This is a genomic window from Halioglobus sp. HI00S01, assembly GCF_001635445.1.
GTDB classification, from domain to species: Bacteria; Pseudomonadota; Gammaproteobacteria; order Pseudomonadales; family Halieaceae; genus Halioglobus; species Halioglobus japonicus.
In genome coordinates this window covers 273426-299260 of sequence record NZ_LWEE01000062.1, presented here as the reverse complement: position 1 = coordinate 299260, position 25835 = coordinate 273426, and the positions used below count along the sequence as shown (strand labels likewise).

Below are 25835 nucleotides of genomic sequence, written 5' to 3'. Positions count from 1 at the left end.
AGCGCTGGCGCAGATATAGGAGCCCCTTCCTCGCACCTACGTACCTCTGGAACTCATACCCCACCAGAGCCCTTTCGAAATTTGGTATCCCTGACCGGATTCGAACCGGTGTCTTCGGGCTGAGAACCCGAAATCCTGACCACTAGACGACAGGGACATTGAAAAGGTGGTATCCCCTACCGGACTCGAACCGGTGCTGCCAGAGCGAAAACCTGGAGTCCTGCCACTAGACGAAGGGGACATTGGGTGCCCCGGACACACCGGGGCTGTGTCTCATCCTTGAGACCGGTTAATTTGCTTGTGCGCGCGTTTGATCCACTTGAGAAAGACAGATGCTTTCTCGGTGGCTCCTACAGATGCACCCTGGAGCTCATCAACCGGTACCGCGAAGCGAAAGCCGCTTCCGCTCAGTTCGTAAAACATCGTCCCTGAATGAAATTCTACGAACCACGCGGTCTGGTCTTTGATCAGATCAGTCAACTTCATGCTTCCTCCTCCTCTAGGTTGTGGCCCGCATGTAGGGCGAAAATGAATGTGGTTGCGGGGGCGGGGCTCGAACCCGCGAAGCCGAATGGCACTGGGTTATGAGCCCAGTCGCTTTGACCACTTGCATACCCCGCGGCAATAAATGCCAGCGTTTGGTTGAGGGAGCCAGATTCGAACTGGCGATCCGCGTAACACGGGCCGGATTATGAGTCCGGTGGGTTCGGCCGCTCCCCCCATCCCTCAATAAAATCGCGTTTCTCCAAAGTTGGAGCGTGTAGCGGGGATTGAACCCGCGACCTCGACGTTGGCAACGTCGCGCTCTACCAGCTGAGCTATACACGCGTAAGTTGGTGGGTGAAGTTGGGATCGAACCAACGACCTCCTGCGTGTAAGACAGGCGCTCTCCCGATTGAGCTATTCACCCCTGTTAAACATCCGGCGGAAGCGAGCGTATCCAGCATAAGCCGCAACGCTGGCTGCTTTCCAAACCGCCTCCTCCATCAAAAACTCCATGACCTCCATGTCGGTTACTCCATTCTCATAAATTAGATCGAGGAGACGGGGCAGCTACCTCCCGCTATCGCCTTCGCCGGTCTGCAGAAAACACGGCTCTCTCCTCGAAACCTGGTGGAACCGGGGGAATCGAACCCCCAACCTCCTGCTAGCAAAAAAGGCGCTCTCCCGATTGAGCTACGGCCCCGTAATAGAGGCATTGCAACAGTCCACCCCGTTGCTTCGGGAAGACTTTCGAGGCCGTCGCCTCAAAGACACTTCCCAATCCGATTAGCCATTCCCGTTCAGCTCGGATCGACACTGAACTCGGTAAGCGGTACGCCCGAAGGCCATCCGGCTACATGGGTGGTTCCCAAAATAATCCCGGGTATTTGTAGGGCCCGGGCCCTTTCGCTCGTCATACCGCCCACCAATGGCAAACCGCGTTTGGCTCCCCCCGCAGGATTCGAACCTGCCACGTCCTGGTTAACAGCCAGGTGCCCTCACCTAGAGGGCCCGAGAGGAATTGTTTGGTGGCGAAGGGGGGATTCGAACCCGCCAATGCTGTTACGCCCCAGATTTACAGTCTGGTATCCTTCCCAGAGGTTCTCTCCGCCTACGCTAAAAGCGTTTCGTCTCCTGTAAGACTCATCAGGACGGCTAATAGTGGCGGAAGGAGGAGGAATCGAACCCCATACCATTTCAGGTATCACCTGCTTTCGAAACAGGGCCACCGGCCAACCCGGCAGTACACCTTCCACACTAAAATTGATGGACGGAGCAGGAATCGAACCTGCAACAGCTTTGCCATTCAGGACTCCAACGAGCCCAACCTTGGGGGTGCTGTCCAGAACCAATATGGGTTCCGCCCACAATTCGCTTATGTCCCCGCGCCAATGGGCGGGAACGCAATTTGGTCGGATGCCCTGGGGTCGAACCAGGATCTGTGGTGTTTCAAACCACCGCTCTGCCAGCTGAGCTAACATCCGAAAAATGGTCGTCGGCGCTGGGATCGAACCAGCGACCTTGAGGTTATCGGCCCCCTGCTCTACCAACTGAGCTAGCCGACGACACAAGCTGCATACATTGTTAAATAACTGCCTCCGGGCCAGCCGACAGGCATAAAAAAAACCCCGATTGGGATCTCCAACCGGGGTTCACTCGTACTGCGTGTACTCCCGGTTGGCCTAGCAACACGGGAATACTCCATGCTGCTATACGGGGATTGCTTCCCCCTTGGCTTGAATATCGCTATAACCACGGCATTCCAGCGCTGGCGCATCAATCGCGCCAAAATTCTTCACGTTGGGCATCCGGCTAAACGCCAGGCCGAACGAGCCCCTGCAGCGGTTTGCCACATTCGTCCGATTCCAATTTGCGTTGCCAATTATCTGCACGTTTATCTCCAATTTCCGCCGGGCATAAAAAACCCGGAGTCCAATTCGGGCCTTCCGGGTTTCCTGGTGTTCATGTCACCGCGGAAGGCCTGTTTGCCTCCCACGACTGAGAGGCGTTATGTACGGGGACCAATCCCATTGTCGAAGTTATAGCCGCCCACACCGCGCATGACGTCGCCGCGCTCTGGGAGTTGTAAAAAGCTAAAACTCGAAAAAGACATATGTGTCACCCTTGTTCAATTGCGGCGAAGAGTACGCGTAAAGAAATGGAATAGCAATACGTGATTTTAAAAAAAGCGAAAAAAAGTGGAAGCGCGGATCGTCGAAGATGAATAGAAGCACAAAACAACAAAAAAACGCGTTTTCAATAAGTATTGAATCGCTCACGATCAGTTAGAGACGTAAACTACGCTAATGAAGTTTCGGAAGCAGGACCTGGCGGCAGTGCGCACAATCGATAAAGCTCGAGAGATTGTCGAGAATGCTGCATATGCTTCTGGTGAGCAATGCAAAGCGGACCTTGCGATATTCGATGCGATAGTAGAGTTCGACCATGATAAGCGCAGGCTGTTCAGCTGGCACCTAATCGATGTTTCTAAGGGTATATGCGGCGAAAAAGAAGCTTGGGTAGTCGTGACGGATATGATCGAAGATGGCTTCCTTAAGGTTAATTATGTCTTCGAGGATGCCCAGTATGTAAAGCACGCAGTGGACGTAAGCACTGTGCGCAAATGGAAGAGAGGGGAGGCATTTCGACATCCCATAACAAGGCGCGTGATCGAAGACCCATCAGACGGACTGTTTAAGCAGATCGAGATAACCGAAATAATAAGAGATCTTTTGCGGAAGAATAAAAATAGATGACCCTGGGTTTTAAAAAATATCCGGATATTTTAAAAAACAGGATGATAGGACGCGGAAAACGGTAAAATTTACGTTAGTTGACTCGATCAGCGCTCTGTCGATCCTTGAAAAACAAAAATATGAAAAGCAAAATACTAACTTCGGCGTAACGCCACCCTCGAAAGGTAAACAGATGAACTCTGAAGTACAAAAAGGTCTGAAAGAAATCGATAAGCTAGAGAAGAATATCGACAAGCTGTATCGACTTTCTATCAGCGACGCGCGCCGAGAGGCCACAAATCATGCGAAGGCTCTTAAGGCAGCAAAGCAGAAGATTGATGCTGCCAACCGCAAGCTGGCACAGGCGAGGTCACGAGGCGAGCGAGCTACCCCTAAAATAAAAGCGTTGCTCAAGGATATTGGCCTGCTTGTGAAGGAGGCTGCAGCATCCCGCAAGGCAAAAATTAGTGCCGAAGAGACTGTGAAGGAAACAACGCGCAATTACCGACTTTTCTTGCAAAAACAGAAAGCCAGCAAGAGCGCTGCAGATGCTGTCCAGAAAAAGCATGATGCGAAAAAGAAGGCACAGGATAAAAAGAAAGCCTCTAAGGGCAGCGTGAAGAATAAAAAGGTAGCCGCCAAAAAGGCCGCACCTAAGAAGGCGGTAGCGAAGAAAAAGGTAGCCGCCAAAAAGGCCGCACCTAAGAAGGCGGTAGCGAAGAAAAAAGTAGCCGCTAAAAAGGCCGCACCTAAGAAGACGGTAGCGAAGAAAAAAGTAGCCGCCAAAAAGGCCGCACCTAAGAAGACGGTAGCGAAGAAAAAAGTAGCCGCCAAAAAGGCCGCACCTAAGAAGACGGTAGCGAAGCGTAAAGCTCAAGCCAAGCGGAAGCCTTCTAACAAACGGTAGGCTAATTCCGCATTAAAAAGAACGCACCAATGAACCCGCTTCGGCGGGTTTTTTTGTCCCCGTCTATTAAGGGTTGCCCGCCGGTGATGACGTCACTATGTGGTGGTGAACTATATCCGAAACTAACGGCAATGGAACGTTTCCATATTTTAAAAGATCAGAGTGAAAAGACTTGATATCGAAGCGCTTGCCCAATGCGTCTGTCGCTCGGCGCCTTTGGGCCTGAAATTCCATCATACCCATATAATAGCTAAGCGCTTGAGCAGGATCTGCTATGTACCTGAGCACCTCATTCTCTACGTCCTCTTTTGATAGAGCCGTATTTTCCAGCATGTAATTGACAGCTTTAGAGTAGGACCATTTTTTCGAGTGTATGCCGGTGTCTACTACTAGCCTAACGGCCCTGAAAGCGAGAGACTCTAGTCTGCCGAAATTTTGTTCCCAAGAGTTGTAGGCCCCAGCTTCCTTACCAAACCCTTCTGCATACATCGCCCACCCCTCGGTAAAGGCTACGCTGCTTTCTAGACCGTAGTACTGATCATCCCCACTCCAGGCTGGATCAGTACTGCTTTGAAGGTGATGGCCTGGAATCGTCTCGTGGAGAATCAGAGAATCTCGCTGGTGAATGGGAAGGCTGATGCTAGGGTTTAGGTAAAAAGCAGCCGTGTCAACGCCATCACTCCTATCGAAATCAGGTCTGTACACCGCAGCAGGAGCTGTCGAGCTAAATTGGGCTGGGATCAGGCTCACGTTTGGCAGAGATATATGTTCTAACACAAAGACTGATGCTAAGTTTTCGTAGTACTTTGCCATAGCTACGCGATAGTCATCGATCATTCCCTTTTCTGTCTTATAGAAGGGTAGCCTTTCGCGAGCGATGGAAATTTGCTCTATAAACTGTAGCTCACCATACTGAGCCGCCAGCAACGCAGACATTTCTGATGTTAGTCGCTTTACCTCGCTGAGACCTATGTCATGTATCTCCTGCGGGGACAGTTGTGTCCCCGTCGACGCAGCAACCAAGAAGGTATACCACCCTACTCCACCATCAACCTCACTAAGTCCGATAGATGTTCTAGTCTGCTTGATGTAGGTCGTTCTTAAATACGTAGTGAGATTGTTCACAGCCGGCATCAGCACGTCGTTGTATATCTCGGCGTATAGATCCGTTATCAACTCTCTATCGCTTAGTGAAAAGTCAGCTGGGAGGTTCAAAATCGGCATATAAAACGGGGAGTCGACGAAGTCATTAGGAAAGATAGACTCAAGCGCCTCCGTAACCTTTACGGCTACAATCTGTGGTTGCGTAATCCCCGACCCCAAGCCCAGCTTGTAGTTAGCGGTGGCCTGTTCGTACCACGAAGCCGAGAGTCTTAGGCGCTCTGCCCAGTCAATGTAGTCGTCTACAGTGCTGAATGGCTGAGCATCTGTTGTGCTTGCAAGGTGAGCGAGCTCTTGAGGCACTCCGAAGAAAAGTTGCAGTGGCATCAGGTGGTCCGGATAATTGAGTCCCTCTAGCCCCCTGCTACGATAAAAGGCGAACTCTTGTGCCCTAAAGCTATCTTCGAACGAGAGGTTTGAGTCCATGATGGCCCCCACCTCTTTAAGGTATTTCGACTCCAACACGATTGTACGTTGACGAACTTCCGGTGAGATACCTATCTCAAACTTATTGTTAAACTCTGGTTTACCTGCATAGGTTGCGTCGAGCGGCCTGAGCTCAAAAATCTCGTTCTGATAGCTCTCCACCAAATCGTCAAAGGCTTCAGCAAACCTTGTGTCAGAATGAGCGACATTCGTCGAGAGGATCGATAAAGAGAGTGCTGGCGTAAGGCTTCTTATTGTTCGAGCAAGTGCAATTATCAGTGCTTCCTGCGTTTGTGACGAGTACATTGGTAGCGTAGAAGTTCAGGCATTCATCACGATACTGCACTGAATAGGTAAAACGCACAAGAAAACCAGCTTAATTGGGCAAAAAACAGCGAGTTAACGCGCATTGACCCGAATGGGTAACAGCCAATTCTCCAGCAAGATCTGGGCTGAAGCCCCTGCCAGAAGCGTTTTTCGGAAAACTAGAAAAACACATCTATCACAGTGATGCCCAATGTGGACATCATCACGGATATAGATAGTCTCCGTAAACCATTGAGAATAAACGGTAATTTGGCGCACCAAAGATCGCGCTCTGCAAATTTCTTCTTGCCGACCAATGCCTGGCGTCAATGTAACCGCCTAAAAAAACACTTTTATATAGATTTCTCCAATACTCGCACAGACCATGCAATCACTGAGACCTAGATGCTCTTGTTGATGCCCTAGCTGGGGTATTCGTGTGCCTCCTCAGATGAAATAAAAAAAGGAGCCAGCAATACAAAGTGTCACAACGAAATTACAAAAAGCAGCAGCGCGTGGAGAGTTTTATGAAAAGAACCTGGGATAAAAAGTATATTTTCCTGACGTCGATACCCGTACTTGCCGGACTCGTTTGGGGAGGCACTAGCGCCGCCCCTAATAGCGTTCAAGTTCGGCTAAGTACCGCTATAAGTGAGGTAGAAACATCGCGGTGGCTTGTCAGGGCTAAAACATACCATGACGCGAGCGCAGCCGTGAGAAAGGTCGGCGGAGTCGTGACACACGAGCTGCCAATCGTCGACGGCGTTGGGGCCCTGCTGACACGATCGCAGGAGGGCGTGCTCCGAGACGTCGCAGGGATACGCTTATCCAAGGATGCAGAGATTGCTACAAGTGGCTCAGCTAACTGCCGCGTGGTTACCGACCAGGTGGCCAAACAAAACTCACGTAAGCTCGCATTCGACATATACAATCGCGGCTCTGTCGAGTCTACTCCGAGAACAGCCGATATCTCGTGGCCCCATGAATACGGGGAGCTCAAATCACTCAAGATTGATGGACTGCCAGTTGACGTATCAAGTCAATCCGCCGGCTACCTTGCTGCAGGTATAAGCGATGCACAGGCAATTCCTCCGTCTGCGTCTGCAAAAGTGAAGCTCAAGTTTGTCAACGAAGATATAGCGGTCACACAAGGCGATATAGGTTTTGAAATCGGGTTCGAAGAGGGCTGCGAGGCTCGATTAGTAGCTGGATACTCATCGCAGAAAGACGATACCTATTATCCCGCAGAGGTGGGCGCACAAACGCTGCATGAGCGGGGTATCACGGGGTATGGAGTCACCGTAGCCGTTGTGGATACCGGGCTTTCGACTCGTTCGTCTATCAAAAAGAACACCCGCGGTGAGCGCAGGCTGGTCGACGGGTTTAATGCGCTTACCGGTGAGTCAGGGCTGGATGTTCACGACCAGAACGGTCATGGCACACATGTTTCGTCGGTGATCGTGAACAGCAAACCTGCCGCTAGCGGCGGGTTTCAAGGTGTCGCCCCTGACGTAAATCTCATCCCGATTAAAGCATTCGATGCTGACGGAAAGGGAAGCTACTTGGACGTCTTGTCTGCCATTCAATACGTCGTAGATAACAAAGACTATCACGGCATAGATGTTCTAAATCTCTCGTTTGGTGCTGAGGTTCAGAGTCATTACTGGGAAGATCCGATAAACATCGCGGTGATGAAGGCGTGGCGTGACGGCATTGTTGTGATCACTGCGGCCGGCAACGAGGGTCCAGACAACATGACTATAGGCGTGCCCGCTAACGTCCCATATGTTATTTCGGTCGGAGCTGTGACAGACAATTACACGCCAGGTGACAAAACTGATGACGTCGTAACGACATTTTCATCTGCCGGTCCCACGCACGACGGCTTCATAAAGCCAGAAATTGTTGCTCCTGGCGGTCACATCATAGGTCTCGTCGACTCGTCCGCAAGGCTGCCGCAACAGTACCCCGAGTATCAAAACGCGGGCAAGCGATTCATTATGAGTGGCACTTCGCAGAGCTCTGCGATTGTGGCGGGGATTGCTGCACTCATTAGGCAGGAGCACCCTCACTATACGCCCGACCAAGTGAAATGCGCTATCACTAGCTCTGCTAGAACCGCGCTTACGCAAGACGGAGACATGAAATTCAGCATCTTCTCGCAAGGGTATGGATACGTCGATGCTGTAGCTGCGATCGAGGTGGAAGACCCATTTTGTGGCGAGTCAGGAATGAATATCGAGAAAGATATCAACGGAGAAGAGCACTACTACGGGCCAGCCGATATCGATGAAAACGGCAATTTTGGCTTAGTAGGGGATGGTGGCGCATATACGTGGGATCAAGAATCAGATGCAGACACTTCGGCATACTTTTGGCGGATGGCTCATTTTTGGCGCCATGGTGTAGATGATTCATTGGCCAATAGCGCCCTTGTAGGGGCTATCGGCTCAGAAGCAGACACATCGGCTTACTTCTTCAGACGCGCCTTTTTCTGGCGTAGGGACATCACGTCCTTAGAGACGGACGCTTACTTTTTCAGACGCTCTACGTTTGATGAATTAGGCGTAGAATACGAGGCGCTCGTTAGCAACTCCGGTAAGGCGATTCTGGACATTGATGAGTATATCTCGACAGATGTTTATTATGACGAAGACGCTAGCACATGGAAGTATGAGTCTAGCGGCGAGCCCGCTAGCAACGCTTACTTTTTTAAACGCGCCTACGCCCTGTCGGATTCAAGCGAGCTCGATACAAATGCTTTTTTCTTTCGTCGAGCCTTCTTTTGGAAGAGATCTGCCCCGCAGGGTAGTGTAGACATGGCAAACACGCCTATGTCAGTTTCCAAGTGGGTGATAAACGAGTAATTATGTACTGCTCATCACCAGGCCGGCTCTGCCGGCCTTTTTATTGCCCGGTGTGTTTGCTTGCCTACCTATTTTTGTGATTTCCCGCCCAGTTTAATTTTTATTACACCCATCATTTGCAGTCAAAGAGTATAAGTGGTATCCACTTAGAATGACGTAAAACCCCTTTGTATTAAATGAGAGGCAGATGTGAACTCGATGGTCAAACTATGGACGGTGAGCCGCATTGCAGTCCAAGTACTGCTCGTATTCATCGCCATGCAATCTTGGCAAGCAGCTGCTGCAAGCCACACTTATAGGTTTGTTGAAAGTGAGGTCAGCAACCAACTCAGTCAAGCAACGGTTCTGCAGTCACTCCAGGACTCTACCGGACAAATGTGGTTTGTTACTCAGGAAGGGCTTAATAGATACGACGGGTATGATGTAGAAATATTCTCGCGCACTCACGAAGCAGGCTCGCTTCAATCTAATGACATAAGCCGCATAGTTGAAGATTTCTCAGGCCGAATCTGGGTGGCTACAATTGGGGCTGGAGTTGCCCTGTTCGACGATAACACTAAAACCTTTAGAACGATCCGGGCTGACAGGCAAAGGCCGTCTCAGACACCAAAGCATGACGAAATAACCGCAATGGACATCGGTCCTGATGGTGGTATTTGGCTGGGTTATCGGGCCGGAAGTATTTCGAGATTGAACGCCGATGAAATGAAGTTCGAGCATTTTGGCGCGAAAAAAATCGTGGGTATTGAAGGGTCTCCGATTAAGAAAATAAAGGTCTCAGATGCTGGGCTGGTCTGGATAGCGACGGAGTCTGCCGGCGTCATCACCTACGACTATCAGCAAGGGACAGCAGACGCCATCAACACGACGTCAAACAATGGGCTGCCCAGCGACGAAATGCGGGATATCGATATCGCCCAGGATGGGCTAGCGTGGATCGCCACCAAGAATCATGGGTTGGCGGTATATGACCGGCAAACCGGAAAGATCAAGACTTTCCCAGAGATAGATCCAGAGGACTTCCACACTGACGCTAACGGGAATATCTGGGTGGCTGCCGATGACGGGCTTTACTATTTTCGAGACGGGTCATTAGAGGCTGACCCATTCCGAATCGATAAGACAAACAATCCAGCCATGGTCAGCGACAGATTCATCAGCATCTATCAGGACCGGGGGGGTGTATTCTGGGCTGGTTCGCCGGTTGGGCTTAACTCCGGCATTCAGTCGCAGTTCGAGATATACGATCAAAATCGCGGCCTATCCGGTAATACAATCACTTCGTTTGTTGAGATGGACGATGGCTCAGTTTGGGTAGGTGCTTTTAATGGCGGACTTAGCAGGATAGCTCCTGATGACTCGATAACGACACACACAAAGGGCGACGGCAGCGCTATAGGCTTGCCATCCAACGATATCATCTCGCTGGCGTCGATGGGGAATACGCTTTATATCGGGACACTGGAAGACGGCCTAGTTTCATATGACGTTGTCTCTAGGCAGCGCATATCGTATCAACGCGACGATCAGAATCCGCGCTCAATTAGTAGCAACCAGATTACCTCAATAATCATTGATTCAAAAAAACGCGTCGTGATCGGAACCTATGGAGGGGGGGTCAACAAGCTCGACACGAGTACGGGGGACTTCTCCATGCTCGACACCTCGCCATCTGTGAAACAGATAGCGTCCAATAAAGTCGTGTCTTTGATGGAAACGCGCTCGGGAGATCTATGGATAGGAACTGAAGAAGGTATATCCATCGAAAGAGCAACTACAGGGGAGGTCGTTAACTTCAAAAATATTCTCAAGGAAAGCTCCCCGCTATCAAGAAGCCTGGTCTTCTCAATGATGGAGGACACATCTGGCGCAGTCTGGCTGGGTACACAGGACTCAGGGATAGCGGTTCTCAGGCCAGAGGCGGAAGCATATGAATTCGAATATATAGATGATAGAAACAAATTGCCGTCACTGGCTGCCTACTCGATACAGCAAGGCCTGGAGGGATCTATTTGGGTCAGTACCAATAAAGGATTGGTGCGCATTAGTACAAAGGATGTAGAGACGCGTACCTATCGGTTTTCAGACGGACTCCAAGGCGACGAATTTAATGCCGGTGCAGGCATGAGAACAGCGTCTGGAGAGCTTTATTTTGGTGGGCTTAACGGGTTTAACAAATTTTCTCCCGGAGCGACTGCAGAAGTCTCGACAGCGCCCCAGGTCTTTATCACTGAAGTAGAGATTGACCATAGGCCGTTCTCCAGTAGCTACGCCCCAGACAATATTCAGGAAATTGTACTTCCTCACGGAACAAAATCCCTTCGTTTCGTTCTGGGCCTAACGGATTACAAAAATCCAGCGTTTAATCTATTCGAATACAGGCTTGATGGTTTCGACGAAGAGTGGGTGTCCACTTCGGGAGACAGAACTGCAGAATATACAAGCTTGCCATCTGGTGAGTACACCCTGATGTTCCGTGGCCGCAATAGTGACGGCATATGGGGAGTTCGCCCGGGCCAGATAGAAATAGTACAGGCTCCGCCTTGGTGGATGACAACCCCGGCGCTCATTTCTTATGCGATATGCGCGCTGCTCCTATTCATCTATGCGTGGCGGCATGAGAACAGGAAGATCCAGCACGAGCGTGCTCACAATCAACTATTAGAGAGGCGGGTAAGTGAGAGAACGCTTGAGTTGCAAGACGCTCTTCAGAAAGCAGAGCAGGCCGGGCGAGCGAAATCGGAATTTCTCAGTACCATGAGTCACGAGATAAGAACGCCGATGCACGGTATCGTTGGCATGTCATCCATGCTGTCAAACACTCCGCTGTCATCGAAGCAGGAAGAATATGTAGAGACGATTTCGAGCGCAGCCCACGACATGATGCAGCTTATTGAGCCAATCCTCGATTTTTCAAAGATAGAAGCGGGCAAGATCGAGGTGGAGCAAAAGCCATTTTCCTTACGCAAAACCGTCGATGAAATAATCACTCTGGAGTCATCTGTCAGCATGCAGAAGCGGCAGAAGCTAGTCGCGCTGTATGGCGGTCCCGAACTTAATAATCGGGTACCCGATCGGTTCGTCGGTGACCGAGCAAAAATCAGGCAAATGGTGCTCAACCTCGTAACAAACGCTATCAAATTCACGCCAGATGGTGGAACAGTCGAAATATCGGTCAGCTACACCGAGCAACTTGAAATTCGCGTTAACGATACGGGGATTGGCATGTCGCCCAGTGAAATTACTAGAATATTCGATGTATTTACGCAGGCCGACGCATCCACAACTCGGCGATACGGAGGGACGGGCCTTGGTTTAACAATAACGAGAGCGTATGCGGAAGCAATGGGCGGATCTGTAAGTGTAGATAGTTCTACCGGCGAAGGTTCTCGATTCAAAATCATCCTCCCTCTCAAACCCGTTAGGGAGGAAGAGCACACGCCATCCAGTAAAAGTCTAAGCGGTGTATCTGTAGTTCTAGACATCACCGATGACCTAGCTTCACGTCAAGTCCACGAGCAATTGCTTCGACTTGGCGCAAGCGTGACGCCCGCCAGAAGCCAGACGAATGATTCGGCGGCGGCTGGCGAGAGCTCGGTGTTGATCGTAGATGAAACACGCTTCGGAGAGTGGGCGTTCGGGGAGCGACCTACCATAACGTCAACTGATGCTGCCAAATTTATTCTGGGGGCAGACACGTTGCCAGTGGGGTTTTTGCGTCTGTCATTCCCCTCTACGTTGAAAACAGTTCTTGACGACGTTCAGAGCGGGCTGTGCCTGGGGCTCAACCAACGGGTGTATCCCGGCAAACATGAGGCGCTCGCAGATTTAAATACCGTCGTTCAATGCGCTCCAGCCGATCAAGACACACGACAAAATAATGCAAAAAAAATCAGAGTGCTTCTTGCTGAGGACGTAGAAACTAATCGGAAGCTCGCGACTGAAATGCTGGCCGGCATGGGCGTCCGCGTTGACACAGCGGCTAATGGCGAAGAAGCCATAAATAAGGCCATGGAAAACAACTACGACGTTATAATGATGGACTGCTCAATGCCTGAAGTAGATGGCTTTGAGGCGGCGAGATATATCGCTGAATATCAGCAGAGTACAGGATGCGTAACGACCCCCATCGTGGCAGTCACAGCGAACTCAGGAAATGACGATATCGAACGCTGCTACGATGCGGGTATGGTTGGCGTTTTAACAAAGCCGTTCACTGTGGAGCAGCTTGAGGAGACGCTGGCGACCCATAGTGGATGGGAACGCCCCACTGATCGCCGAGAACGCGCAGATGGCGTGTACCAGGAAACGCCTGCCCCCGATGCGGAGAGTGTCGACCATGATGTGCTGCGCGGGATCTTAGATATGCCCGGGCAGAATAATCTACTGGGGTCTCTTATTGGCAACTACAGCAACGACAGCACAGCGGCCATTGGCGAGATAAAGCAAGCTCTCGAAGCGACGAAGGAGCAACCTGAAGATCTGGGCGTGTGGCATAAAATGCTCGCTGAAATAGCGTTTCAAGCGCATCGTCTCAAGTCATCTTCCATAGTAATTGGAGCGGCTCACGTCCAATCACTCGCCGCAGAACTTGAGGCTGTTGCCGCTAGCGGTGTCGAGCTTCCAGCGGGCGGAGATATATGGGTAGAAAACTTGCACCGAGAAGAGGTTCTAGAAAGGATTTCCCGGCTTTCCGAGCGCGTCATCGCGAGTCGTAAGTTATATCTTGGCGCCGTCGAAAAGACTTACGGAGTGTCGATTGTCGACTGAAATAGATGTCCCCCACGGCTGGATACGCATTCAGTACAGCCCTGCTCCTGGCATTCAAGCTCCTGGCTTTATTTGGCGAGTGGAGTGCCCTGCCCCCGCTCATCTGGCCGGTTTAGTGATTGCCCCAAGAGGCGAATCATCGTCTCGTTATGACCTTGTTGTGGTACGCGCTTCCATGACTGCTATAGAGAGCGTTCCGTATGATCATCATATCGAGCTTATCCCCACAGCAAGACGCTTAGCGGGCATTCTGAGACGCTCCCCCGATGAAAAGAGCCGTGCCATTGCGGAGGGAATTGATCGCCTGACAGAGGCCCCCGAAACCCCCGATCTCTGGTCACCACGGCACATCTCTCGGCACACCATCGGCTAAAAAAGCAGAATCGCCTCCTCGTCGGTGTGTCTGTACACCAAATGTAGCAAAAAACTCTGAAAACCCGCTTTTTCAATTGAAACTCGCACCGGCAAGATCATACTCAGTTTAGGTAGAAACGGAGCATGATAATGGCCATTCGCCGCGTCGCATCGAGTCCCGCTCATTTATCACTGATACAGAGTGAGCTGAGCCGTCGTCGAAAGCAAAATGAAGCCGGCACACACGATCACACGGCCCTCCTGGTCCCAGAACACGATGGGAGCACGTCGCTGGTATTCTTCGAGCGAAGCGGCGAAGAAAAGCCGATGAAGATATTGTTCGACGCCCGAGTTACCTATCCCGAAGTAGCCGACATAGGCGTCAACGGCGCTGAAGAAATCAGCCTATCGTCAGAACTTGGGGTGGCCTCGACTCAACCGTTAGCGCCAGGCATTTATTACGATGCCGCGCTAGACGGACTGAGGGATCGAGATGGAATGCCCGCGGTATTTCATTTCGCGGACGGTGAATGGCGCGAGATCCAGCGAGGGATGCTTGGACCGGCGAGGCCCTCTCCGGAGCTGAGAGAGGGTTCTGACATTCAAAGAGTGTCTGGACCGAATCTGGATCTCAAGAAATTAGAAGATGAAGTTGTTGCCGCACCGGAAAAGCAGTCAGAGACCAATGTGTCAGAGGCATACTTTTCACGCCTGACCGACATTCTTCAATCTAAGCTGCCCGGGTCAGGAACGGGTAATCAATTTGCAGCGCTACTGGAAAAGGCCCCGCAAAAATGGGGCGCCAGCAAAGAAGAGATGGACTGGCTGTCGCTTGTTGATTTCGCTCGGCGTCACGGTCAGGCACGAATACAGAAAAAAGACGTCATCGAGTGGGCCCGCCTCCACCAGCCATCACTAAGCGAAGTCACACTTGATGGTGAAGACGTCCGATATGACTACGTCAGGCCCATGCACTCTGCCGGCAAAAATTACCGTGAGATCTTGATGACGCTCCCCGGTCTGATCGAGCCATCACGCAGCCCTGCAAGAGAAGAGTGGTCGATTACCGAGGAGGCGCGGTCTGGTGGACTGACGGCGTTCGTGCTGGAAGGTCCGGAAGGCGAGGAAATAAAACTTAGCCGGGGTGAGGCGAGCTCAGAGGATGATGCGTGGGACATTTTCCAGAAGAAGATAGTCTCCGGCGAAGTCGATCTGGGCAACCATCCCAGCTATGAATCCCCGCATTGGAAAGCGTCGAATGTGTTTCTGTCGCTCCGAATAAGCGACCTCACGGCACCAGATGGTCGTCGCATGTTATTTGCTGAGGAAGTCCAGAGTGACTGGGCCCAGAATCGCCGAAAAGACGCAGACAACATAGATCCCCTGCCCTTCGAGAGAAGCTGGCCCATGCTCGCCATCAAGCGTCTCGCGCTGGAGGCGGCAAAGGGAGACTACGATGGCTTGGCCATGAGCACCGGGCTGCAGCAGTCAATGCTTGCTACCGATGGAGCGATGGCTAAATCCATCAAATACAACGCGTTTTCACAAGAGGTGACCATCACCGACGTCGATGGCGATGTCAGCTTTATGATCCGAAGCCCTGAGCAGCTGGTCGACGAATTTGGGACCGCTGGTGAGATCATTAAGGATCGATCAGAAGCCGCGATGGTCACTATTGACGCGTTTGAGATTGTCAAAGATGACATGTCGGGCAATTACGACGTGTTTGATCCGAGCGGGAGCCACTGTTTCAATCCCTCTCATCCAGACGGTGAGTACGAAACCAGGCAGGAGGCTGATGACTACATCCAGACGCGCCTTGAATCAATGGCGGCTGAGAGCCCAATAGTCCTCGACTTCGATAGCATGCGTAAAGGGTCGGTGGAGAATCCGATGGCCAACGCGGGCCTGGAGTACTTCTACGACAAGATCGTTTATCCATCTGCACTCAAATATCTGAGGAAGGTTGATCCATCAATCAAGAGTGGTGATATCGAATTTTTCACCGGTGAGCCAGAGTCGGTAGTCCCAGTTATCGAAATCAGCGATAAGATTAAACAATCTGTCGTGGCGGGACAGCCCCTGTTCTCGTTGTCTGCAAGTGACGCACTGCCGACAAACACCGTTCCAGGAGTGGTAGATGAGCTCGTCGAAAGGTTCGGCGAGACGGCGCGAGCGCTTCTCGATACTGGCCAGCTCAAGGTTGTACAGAGTGAGAGCGACTTGCCATCACACCTGACCCCGCGAGACATTGGAAGCGCGTACCCAGAAACACTGTTTTATCGCGGTGAGCACACGCTAGACATCAGCCATCCATTTGAGACGGCTGAAAAAGGCCGTCTCCCGACCTTCACCACCGACAGGGATGTTGCATCAGCTTATGCGGTGGAACCAAACAATACATCTCATGCGGGCACTCAGCCACGTGTCCTGATGGCGAGGCTGGATGCGTCTAATCCTGCCTCGTTGACTGATGACGACGACCCGTTTGTGGAAACGGAGCGTCTAGTTTCTTTGTTTGGCGAGGACCGCACCCGAAAGATCGTAAAAGCCCATATAGAACATAACGGTGGTACCGGTATTAATCTCGACGGAGATCCGCTATTTGATGGTCTATCCGACCAGTCTGCCGACGATATGCTTTCGGAAGTCATGGTGAAGGCCCCCTACTTTGATTCCTACCAGATAGCCGACCTTGCAGAAACGGCAGACGCAGCGCGAGAAGCCGGATACGACGCTATTCAAGTATATGGTGCGTTCCAGGGCGATGCCATACTAGAAGTCCGTGTTCTTGACCCCAGCCAAGTCCTCGATGTGGCCGGACGCCAGTTTTCAATGGCTGCCCCAGCGGCAGATATTTACACCCCACAGGATTTGCTCTCGCGCAATGTCGGGAATGCCATGTCGGTGGGCGAGTATTCAGACCGGCAGGCCATACGGAGTGTCTACAAGCACGTATTGGGGCACACGCCCGTTTCCCCGCAAGAAGAGGCTGTGATACAGGCGGTACAGCCAGTTATTGAGACTTGGAATGGTACGCCTCCCAACGCAATCCTTGCACAAAAAGTCGAGAAGACCGACGCCGAAGGGCCCTACCCCGGAGGAATAAAATCAGCACTGGAGTCTGTTTTAGTCGACGCCAAGGCCGCGGCATCTGTCGATAAAGAACAGCCCGACGTTCTTGGTTGGGACGCCCCTTACAGTGAGCAGCCTGAAACCGTTCAGGCGGCCCTTGATCAACTCGGACTGAATCCCAGCAGCTTTACCGAAGTCGACACGGATTACACTGGTGGGGTAAGCATAACGTCGCAGCTAACTGGGTATGTTGCGCTAGAGTCCTCCGACGGCTCGTCACTCGATGTAATAAATCCCCGAGGCGAAATCGAGGAAACCATCCCGGGCGTCGGCCCGAGGGCTAGCGCGGATGCGAAGCGTCTACTGATAGAGCTCGAATACGGACCAGAAGGGCCTCTTGGCTCCGATTTGTTCCGCGCCGCATCCCAAAGGTATGGCAGCCCCTACCTCGCGGCAGAGCGCCTACAGAGAGCGGGGATAGGCGGCATTGAGTGCGGCGCCAGTATGACGCCCAGCACCATCGTTGTGTTCGATGACAGGAGCGATCTGTATGACCGGTCGCCTCGAGAATCACGGTCAGTGAAGCCCCAAGCACGCTCCATCCAGGGCGTTCATGACGGGAAGATATCGTATCTAGTGGCCGACAACATTTCGCCAGGGATGGCGCCAGGCGTCTTGCTTCACGAAGTAGGCGAGCACGCGGGCATGCGAGATATGCTTGGCGACCAATATGTCGAGCTCATCCAGCAATTCAAAAGGCTGCTGCGAGAGGAAGACGCGTTCGCGTGCACCGCAGATGCGCTCGTCCCTACGTCTACACCAGCCCAGAATATCGATTCAGAACGAATCGCATATCTCATTGAGCTTGTGGAAAACCGGGAGCAGCTCGCAGAGCGGTTACGGGGAGGTTCGAGCTACGAGCTCATTAACGCCCTCCCCACGATCCCCTCCAAACGATCACGACGCGTAGTCGATTCTGCGTTGTCTAAGTTGCGGGTCTGGGCGTTCCGGAATAAAGGCATCAACGCACTCAGAAAAGCGATTCCAGGCCTCCCTGCTATCCAACTACAGCCAGAGGACTTTGTAATACTCGCTCGCCAGTCGCTCGATTTCGTAGCGTCACACGAGGCGGCGGCGAAGCCGGCACCCATGTTCAGCATGGGCACGATGGACATGTTTGGCGAAGAATTCGCGCCCCCCTCCCCCGGGGAGCTCATGGACCGGATAATCGGCATAAAAGATACGCTGAAAGGAAAGGACGGGGAGCACGAACACAGGCAGTCCTTGAACGAAATCCTTGAGGCAATCGAGCTGGTAGAGGATTCGGCCACAACCGATCAGCTCGATGATTTCGGCCGTCAGCTTGATCGTATCGAGCGCATGGCTCAGACACTGCCCACGTTAGAGGAGGCCGAAGCGTTACGCGAACAAGCGGCCGAGATGGAGCGCCAGAGGCTAGAGGAGCTGAAAAGTAACGGGAACCTCTCCGGGCAGTTGTCCTCGATCACCGGGGCTGTGTCAGACAGCGTTGATGCGGCGTACGCATTATTCATCGAAGACTCAGGCGTTGATTTGAGTGAGGTCTTGAAAGCTCTGAATGTCGAACGCGAGGACCTCAACAACCAAGGAATATTCGACACCGATCAGCTGTCGAAAGCCTCCCCAGAGCCCCTCAAGCGAGACATGCTGAGCAGCCTTCTAAGAGAGACAGGCCGTCGTATCATCGGCGCTAGCCCCCTTTCTGAGTCGCCAGAAGGGATTGCATCTCGCATGGGGGTGTCGATAGGGAATTTGCCTGAGGATGTCTCCGTATCTCCGCCGGGCGCAATGGGGGGCGACGAAGTTGATGCGTATTGGGATCAAGTAGAGCGCGTTAGCCAGACTGTAGTAGACCAGTACGCTGCAGACGGCATTGTGGTCCTGCTCTCAAAAGGCGGTTTGGTTTCAATCATTCATCCTTCGGCCAAGTTAGCCGACGGCGTTCAGCTGACAAGATACGACCACGTCGGTGCGAACGACGATACTCAGCACGAGTCATTAGCGGACGCTGTACGAGAAGCTGTGCACGACTACTCAAGCCGCCCACTTCCCCGAAAAGTTGGTGAGACCGAGCTTCAGTTCGTCTCAAGCTTGGGCGCAGTGACCATCGCTAAGGTAGCTGCGCTGGCAGAAGCGGAGATGGCCAACAATGAAACTCTTCGAGAGTTCGTCTTAAGAGTGGAGCGCGACCAAGAAGTATTCGACGGTGGCATGAGCGGGGCTGGGCTTCGGTCAGCTGCCGCCGCATTGGCTTGGAGCGAGAAAGCGCAACGAGAGACAAGATCGATGCGACGAATTCTCGACAGTGCGAGTCGAGAGCAAGGCATCGATTTCCTGAGTAATCTCGTCGCGGAATGTCAGGGATTGACCAGGTTTGGGTGGTTCGAGCACGCCTCGAAAATCGCAGAGGAAATGACAGAGAAGCTTGGGCTAGCGCCCGATGCGACACCGGACCTGCTTGGGAATACCGGCCGGGTTGACGACAAGATCGTTGATTTTGGTGAAAAGTTGCACGGCGCTCGTAAGGACCTGTACGCGTTTCGTCATAACCTTGAAAGAGGCCTGCCGGACGAAAATGCCAAGATCACAAAGGGCACACACTTCCCTGAACCGAGATATGTAAAGTTACATGAGGACGGAGTCTCCATAGAGACCTTGGCACTTATGGCAACTATACGAGACGGAATTCCAGACAAGCCACGAGGAGGCAGGCGATATGAACTCGACCAGTGGCGAGAAAAATTTGAAGACGCACGTGCGCGTGCGATCCAACTACTCGATAGCGATGTCTCATTCGACGATGTAAAGAGCGAAATCGCAGACCTGAAATCCAAGGCCCGGGGTGCTGACGAACCGCAAGCGAATCTAGCGCTAAGCCAGCTGGAAGATTTGATGTTAAACGCCCAGACGCTCGTAGAAATGGGTTTCCCGGAGGTTAAGTCCCTAAAGAAGTATAAGATCCTCACAGGTGAGAAAACATATATAAACGGGTGCAGGTTCGAAACACCTCAAGAATGCTTCCAGCTCGCAGCTAAAAGTGGCCGCAGGTACCGCATTCTTGGCAACTTTCTGGACATTGATTCAGCGCGGAATGCGCTTAAAGAAAAGTTGACGGTGACAGATGTTGCCCAGCGTGATCGCGCTAAAATCAAGACGGAGCTGCATTACGACGATGATAGGCAAGTAGTGATCGTGCACCCCGTGAAAAATAAGAAGCCGTTCGTGCTTGCCGGCCCATTCGAAACGGCTCGGGAAGCGCGCGAGTATCAGAAAGCCAACGAGCAAGATCTTGCTCAGAAGTGGATGGATATAAAAAACGCTCTTATCGTGCGGCCCACTAGCAATAGAGAGCGCACGGGCGCACTGAGGCGCGAGAGCGCAAACGTGTCTCCGGAGCAGTTCGAGCAAACATTCCAGTTTCGAGGTGTTCAGTTCGGTAAGTATGTCGAGCAAAAGAAACGTCAATCCGACCTCAACCAGGCGTATGACGCGCTGATGGACCTATCCGCAGTTATGAGGTGCCGTCCGCATGAGTTGTCGTTGGACGGGAAGCTTGGCCTTGCGTTTGGTGCTCGCGGTCGCGGAGGGAAGAACGCAGCTGCAGCACACTATGAGCCAGACGGCGTCATAATCAATTTGACCAAGAATTCGGGTGCAGGGAGTCTTGCGCACGAGTGGTGGCATGCCTTGGATAACTATCTCGCGAAGCGTGAAGGCAGCACAGAATACCTCTCAGAGTTCGCGGCGGAAGGTTTTTCCCGCAACCTACCAGAGTCGACGGTTGATGCGTTTGCAAGTCTGCGATCTTCGATTACATCGACAGACCTTGTGAAGCGCTCTGTGATGGCAGATGGCACTCGGGAAAAAGATTACTGGCAGACGGAGCGTGAAATGAGTGCTCGCTCATTTGAGCGTTTTGTTAAAGATAGATTGGGAGAAGAAGGCGTTGTTAACGACTATCTCGCCAATTTTGTGTCAGATAATGGAAGAGCAGACTATCCATATCCCAATGATGAAGAAGCGCGTGTAATAAACGCAGCGTTCGACGGGGTCGTCGACGCGTTAGAGATTGCGCGTGACCCCGTGCTCGGGAGCGAACGGAAAATCGAGTCTACAGGCGTAAACCGTATTGGCAAGGTAGGTGAGTTAATTCTTGAGCACATGGAGGCGGCGCCAAAAAAAGCGTCTATGTCGGCCTTGGTCGAAACTGGCGAAACACCCGAAACGATACGCGAGGCGCTGTCAGACAGATTCGGGGACATCGTTACATCTTTGGAGGCGCGCGGCTCGCTAAAAATCGTCGCTGATGCCAGTGATCTACCGGCTCGTGCTTCTACGTTTGCAATCAGTAAAGACGATCTTCAGTGTACGTGGTCGGTCATCGGTTTAGGTGCCGAAATCGCTGGTAGCAGCCAGTACCAGGATTCCGCCACCGGGAGCGCTATTGAGAAGCCGGTGTGGCTTCAGAACGCAGCAACAGGCGCTCTTCGGCCGTTCTCCGTGAGGTCAGCTTCACTGATTGTGGGCCGAAGCCCCGCGGAACTGCTAAGCGAGGCAGAGGAGCTAGGACCAGTGACAACCAGCCACGCTCTTGCCTCAGATCCAGGCAGCGCTATAGATAACATCAGGGCGCTTGTCCCAGATATGGGCGACCGCATTGCGGTATTTAAGAAAGATGACAGGTTTATTGCAGCACCGTCAGACAGTCAGGGTGTTGCCGAGCTCCTCGAAAACGGATGGGAAGTTCACGTCGATGGCTTTGAACGTGCAGGAGCAAGATTCTCAAGCGAAATATCAAACAGCAACCACAGGGCCGGGATTCAGGGCTATTTTGACGGCAGAACTGCTTACCTCGTGGCAAATATGCTCACGCCCAAAACAGCGCCAGGAGTTCTGTTGCATGAGGTGAGCGAGCATGCATCGTTTAAGGCAATGCTCCCTGATTACAACGATCTCGTCACCCAGTACAACAGATTGCTTGCTGAAAATGATCCGTATGTGAGATTGTCGGCGCATCTCGTCCCGGAGGGAACGCCTGCCCCTGATGTGCCATCAGAAAGATTAGCCTACCTCGTCGAAATTATTGAAAACGGGGCTGACCTCCCTAGAAAATTCAGATCAGATCCGGAGCTTAGGAGCGTGGTAGCAAGACTCCCACTTCCGCGGCCTGGTGTGCTTGGTCTGGTGGACAAGGTGATCAGTAATGTAAAAACACATATCTATACCAGCCAGTTTTATCACAATAACGTAAAGCCGATTCTTGGGTCGCACGCCCTAAAATTGACGGCAGCGGACATTAGTACGCTGGCGCACAGGGCGCTGAGGGGCGCCGCACAAGGAAAGTTCCTATCGAGCAACTCCGGTATGAGTGATGCTAAGTACAGTTTCGGTGGTGAATTGTCTCTCAACGCGAACATGGAACAGCTTAATCGTGCAAAGGAAATGCATGTTGACGGCGAAAGTAGAACTGCGATTTGGCACGAGACCGGTTGGTTCAAGGACGTTGATGATCACTGGAAGTATGAGATCGATGATAGCGGTGCCGGTATTCATATGGATAACATGGTTCAAACTGAGGAGGCGTTCGACCGAGAGGCCAAAATAAGCTACGGAGATGAAGCTAGCTTCCGATCGCTTTCAGTAGAACTTCAGGAAGACATTCGTGAATCGATTGACCCTTCATACTTTGGATCTGGTCAACCAGCGGCACTTCTTGATCATCCCGAATTGCTCTCAAGTTACCCGATTAGAAATAGCTGGCTTACTGTCAGCATCGGTCCGCAACACGAAACGTTGGCAGGGATCATGCAACCCACGACAGTTCCCGATGGAAAAAATGTCCGTGTTAACGCAGCTGACATACTTGTAGAAGCCAACTCGAAGACGCTGGCCGTGAAGGGTGTATTGCACGAACTTTCACACGAGGTGCAGGACATTGAGGGATGGGCACCTGGCGGCACTCCTGCCAACGCAAAAAGGAGAGCGCTTGCAGCAATCGTGAATAAGATGGCGCCTCTTAGAAAAGCTGCATGCGACTATGAAGAAGCAACCAGGACACTTCAAATTGCTATGTCCGTAAAAGAGTATGCGCAGCTTATCGAGGTGTCACAGAGTGATAAAGCAGAAAAATATCGGACGGTTGTGACACGAAGCCCGATGTACACCCGCGTCAAAAGTAAACTAGACGGCACAATCGACTACCCTGCGTCCAGGCGTATCGGGCAGAGCGCGCTGCGTGAATTGGTGAAGAATGCAGCAGTAACTGTGGCAGATGCAACGCGGAGGCAGTTCAAGCAGCGCGAGCTAAAGGAATTTGATAACTTGGCACAAAATAGGAGCAGTCTCTCAGAAACTGTGAGATCGGCGCGCTCCATAGAACGTTCCACATGTACCGACGCGAGCACCTATCAAGAGTTGAAGGCCAAGCACGACGGCCTCAGGGCTATTTCGGATGAGCGTGTATATCATAACCTTGCAGGCGAAGTTGAAGCTAGGAATGTGGAGCGCCGGGCCAATATGAGCCTGGAAGACAGGCTTATGTCCCCCCCTTTTCAGACGCGCGATGTAGCAGAAGACCAGATTATCGTTCTTCCTAATCGACAGCGGGGTCAGGAGCGATTCGCCAAGGCACTGGTAGAGATGTCAAATTCACTATCAGAAATAGTCGACAGGCAGGGAGCGGTTCTGGGGACTGAGTCAAAACAAGAGGTCTCGGTGGATGCAAAGAAGCGAATGCACGCTACCGGAGCGTTAACTGGGGTAAACCTTGCCCGCGGAACTTCACCAACGGAAAGCATCCTCGAGCAAGTCGGTTTCAGCACGATTCCGGTCGATAACCTAAAACAAATGGATCGAATGCTCGCAAGGATAGTTGGCCAAGAGGCATATGATGCCGCGGGAGGTTCACCAGAGAGCTTTCTCAATGCCCTGCGAAACAGGACAGCAAGTCTAGATAGTATTCGCATGGCGCAGCTGGATAAGGCTGTGAACGCAATTCTTTCAGACAGTGGTGTTGGCGAACACGACCCAAAATTAAATAGAAGCATTACACAAGTGCCCATTAAATCGGCAGTGCATACCACACAACAACGTAAAAGCGAGAAAATAGAGACTGATGACCTCAGAGAGCCAGATCCAAAAGCTATGAAGACAGGATTTAGCCCATGAGCGTCGACCATACCCAAAGTATGATTTTAATCAGCGAGATGTCCGTGAAGGATAAGCGCAGCCTCTGGGATCACCTAAAAGCGCACCACCCGAGCATGTGCGAGCTACTCGAAAGCAAAGAATTTAGACAGCTCGTAAGCCGGTTTGACGGCAAAGTCTATATTGAAGAGCGTTATTTTAGCCGCCCTGCGAAATAGCTGGCGTGTCGTAAGGTTTGTCCTTCGTCGCTTTTCGCATCTTGTCGAGCCTCTGCGCGATCTGCGGCTTGCCAATTAGGTAACCTTGCGCCATGTGGCAGCCACCTTCCTTGAGTAATCCTAATTGATCTTCGCGTTCCACACCTTCTGCGACAATCCGCATGTTTAGCTTGCTGCCAAGATCGATTACAGCTTGCGTGACAATCTTTTCGTCGGGGTTTCGGCTTGTTAATCCAGCAATAAATGACTGATCGATTTTAAGTGTGTCAACGGGGAATTTTGTCAGATACCCGAGTGATGAATGGCCGGTACCGAAATCGTCTATGGCTATGCTAACACCAATGTCGCGGAGCTCATGTAAGATGGCTATCGTTTTTTCTAGATCAGCCATAATCGTGCTCTCAGTGATCTCTACCTCAAGGTATTCCGCTGATAGACCAGCCCTCATTAAGCTGTCGACAACCTGCCCCACAATATCTCCCCGAGCAAATTGCACTGGGGAAAGATTAACGCCGATTTTAGTTGGCGCAAAACCGCGCTTTATCCAAGAAGATGCTTGGGCACAGGCCTCTTGCAAAACCCACTCGCCTATTTGCAATATTTGGCCGGAAGATTCCGCCTCGCTGATAAAGGCGATTGGCGACACCACACCTCGCGTAGGATGATTCCAACGGATAAGCGCTTCAAAGCTGACAATTATCCCCGATTCCAAGCAGACCTGGGGCTGGTATACCAAAAAAAACTGCCTTTCATTGAGCGCCACTTCGATGTCGTGCTCAAGCCGTATCGCTTGCTCAGCTGCCTCTTTCATATCAGGCGTGTACTTAACCAGAGACTCGTTGACCTGAAGCTTGGCGTGCGCTAGAGCTGAATCCGCAAACTGTAGAAGCTCGGATGGTTTATTGTTCTGGCATGGGTAGGTCGAGTAGCCCATGCTCGCTGTAAGGTGAACCGGCTCGTTTTTTATTTTAAATGATCGGTCAAAACAACTGAGCAGCTCCCTACCAATATCAAAAATTATATCTGGCTGCTTGGCTTCTGTTATTAATATGACGAATTGATCAGATCCTAGCTTTTCAATCGCTTTATGTCCGAGCGCATACTTCTCAGCAATGAAGTTTAGCGTCTCAGTTATTCTCGAACACACATCGACCAGAAGCTCATCACCACGGTCATGCCCAAACGTCCTGTTGACACGCTGGAACTTATCAATATCTAAAAGGAAGACAGCGCTAGTTCCTTTAGGAGCTGCCGATGCAACAGCCACTTCGATATCCTGCATTAAGGCGTTCGAAGTGCAGATCAAACCAGGACTGGCGTTTAAGATGGTATCGCGCACTGACAACCC

At 51.8% G+C, this 25835-nt stretch carries 9 protein-coding genes and 11 tRNA genes; 6 read left to right on the top strand and 14 right to left on the bottom strand.

The features are described from left to right. Positions 1-82 precede the first annotated feature (82 nt). From A3709_RS11855 to A3709_RS11800, 12 genes are all read right to left on the bottom strand, one after another. Positions 83-157 (bottom strand) — tRNA-Glu (locus tag A3709_RS11855). A gap of 10 nt (positions 158-167) precedes the next feature. After that, a tRNA-Glu gene (locus A3709_RS11850) sits at positions 168-241 on the bottom strand. 32 nt (positions 242-273) lie between these two features. Continuing rightward, positions 274-486 (bottom strand): hypothetical protein, encoded by a 213-nt coding sequence (locus tag A3709_RS11845; protein WP_066054633.1) that lies wholly within the window; start codon positions 484-486, stop codon positions 274-276. Positions 487-535: 49 nt separating this feature from the next. Then, positions 536-621 (bottom strand) — tRNA-Met (locus A3709_RS11840). 18 nt (positions 622-639) lie between these two features. Further along, positions 640-729 (bottom strand) — tRNA-Met (locus A3709_RS11835). 23 nt (positions 730-752) lie between these two features. Beyond that, positions 753-828: transfer RNA gene (locus A3709_RS11830), tRNA-Gly, on the bottom strand. Between the two features lie 6 nt (positions 829-834). Continuing rightward, a tRNA-Val gene (locus tag A3709_RS11825) sits at positions 835-910 on the bottom strand. Positions 911-1426: 516 nt separating this feature from the next. After that, positions 1427-1503: transfer RNA gene (locus tag A3709_RS11815), tRNA-Asn, on the bottom strand. 6 nt (positions 1504-1509) lie between these two features. Further along, positions 1510-1595, bottom strand: a tRNA-Tyr gene (locus A3709_RS11810). Between the two features lie 50 nt (positions 1596-1645). Further along, a tRNA-Ser gene (locus tag A3709_RS23270) sits at positions 1646-1737 on the bottom strand. Between the two features lie 155 nt (positions 1738-1892). Next, positions 1893-1967 (bottom strand) — tRNA-Phe (locus tag A3709_RS11805). A 5-nt stretch (positions 1968-1972) separates the two neighbouring features. Beyond that, positions 1973-2048: transfer RNA gene (locus tag A3709_RS11800), tRNA-Ile, on the bottom strand. A 771-nt stretch (positions 2049-2819) separates the two neighbouring features. Between A3709_RS11800 and A3709_RS11790 the strand changes: the two genes are divergently transcribed. After that, the gene (locus A3709_RS11790; RefSeq protein WP_156507717.1) at positions 2820-3239 is read left to right on the top strand and encodes a hypothetical protein; all 420 of its coding nucleotides are present in this window, start codon (positions 2820-2822) and stop codon (positions 3237-3239) included. A gap of 172 nt (positions 3240-3411) precedes the next feature. Beyond that, on the top strand, positions 3412-4125 hold the full coding sequence (locus A3709_RS23265) for a hypothetical protein (RefSeq protein WP_066054624.1): 714 nt from the start codon (positions 3412-3414) through the stop codon (positions 4123-4125). Positions 4126-4191: 66 nt separating this feature from the next. Here the strand turns inward: A3709_RS23265 and A3709_RS11780 are convergent, their stop codons facing one another. Beyond that, on the bottom strand, positions 4192-6018 hold the full coding sequence (locus A3709_RS11780) for a DUF885 family protein (RefSeq protein WP_066054621.1): 1827 nt from the start codon (positions 6016-6018) through the stop codon (positions 4192-4194). 527 nt (positions 6019-6545) lie between these two features. Here A3709_RS11780 and A3709_RS11775 point away from each other — a divergent pair. The 4 genes from A3709_RS11775 (at position 6546) to A3709_RS11760 (ending at position 24487) form a co-directional block, all read left to right on the top strand. Next, positions 6546-8885 carry a S8 family peptidase gene (locus A3709_RS11775; RefSeq protein ID WP_066054616.1) on the top strand — a complete coding sequence of 780 codons (2340 nt, stop codon included), beginning with the start codon at positions 6546-6548 and terminating at the stop codon, positions 8883-8885. 198 nt (positions 8886-9083) lie between these two features. After that, complete coding sequence (locus tag A3709_RS11770) at positions 9084-13655, top strand: hybrid sensor histidine kinase/response regulator (protein WP_231871170.1); 4572 nt, start codon at positions 9084-9086, stop codon at positions 13653-13655. A gap of 963 nt (positions 13656-14618) precedes the next feature. Next, positions 14619-24290 carry an LPD5 domain-containing protein gene (locus A3709_RS11765; protein ID WP_156507716.1) on the top strand — a complete coding sequence of 3224 codons (9672 nt, stop codon included), beginning with the start codon at positions 14619-14621 and terminating at the stop codon, positions 24288-24290. Further along, positions 24287-24487, top strand: coding sequence for a hypothetical protein (locus tag A3709_RS11760; protein WP_066054608.1), 201 nt, complete (start codon positions 24287-24289; stop codon positions 24485-24487). The genes A3709_RS11765 and A3709_RS11760 overlap by 4 nt, the downstream gene beginning before the upstream one ends. Here the strand turns inward: A3709_RS11760 and A3709_RS11755 are convergent. Next, positions 24468-25826, bottom strand: coding sequence for a bifunctional diguanylate cyclase/phosphodiesterase (locus A3709_RS11755; RefSeq protein ID WP_066054606.1), 1359 nt, complete (start codon positions 25824-25826; stop codon positions 24468-24470). The two genes, A3709_RS11760 and A3709_RS11755, sit on opposite strands and share 20 nt — an antisense overlap. Positions 25827-25835: the final 9 nt, after the last annotated feature.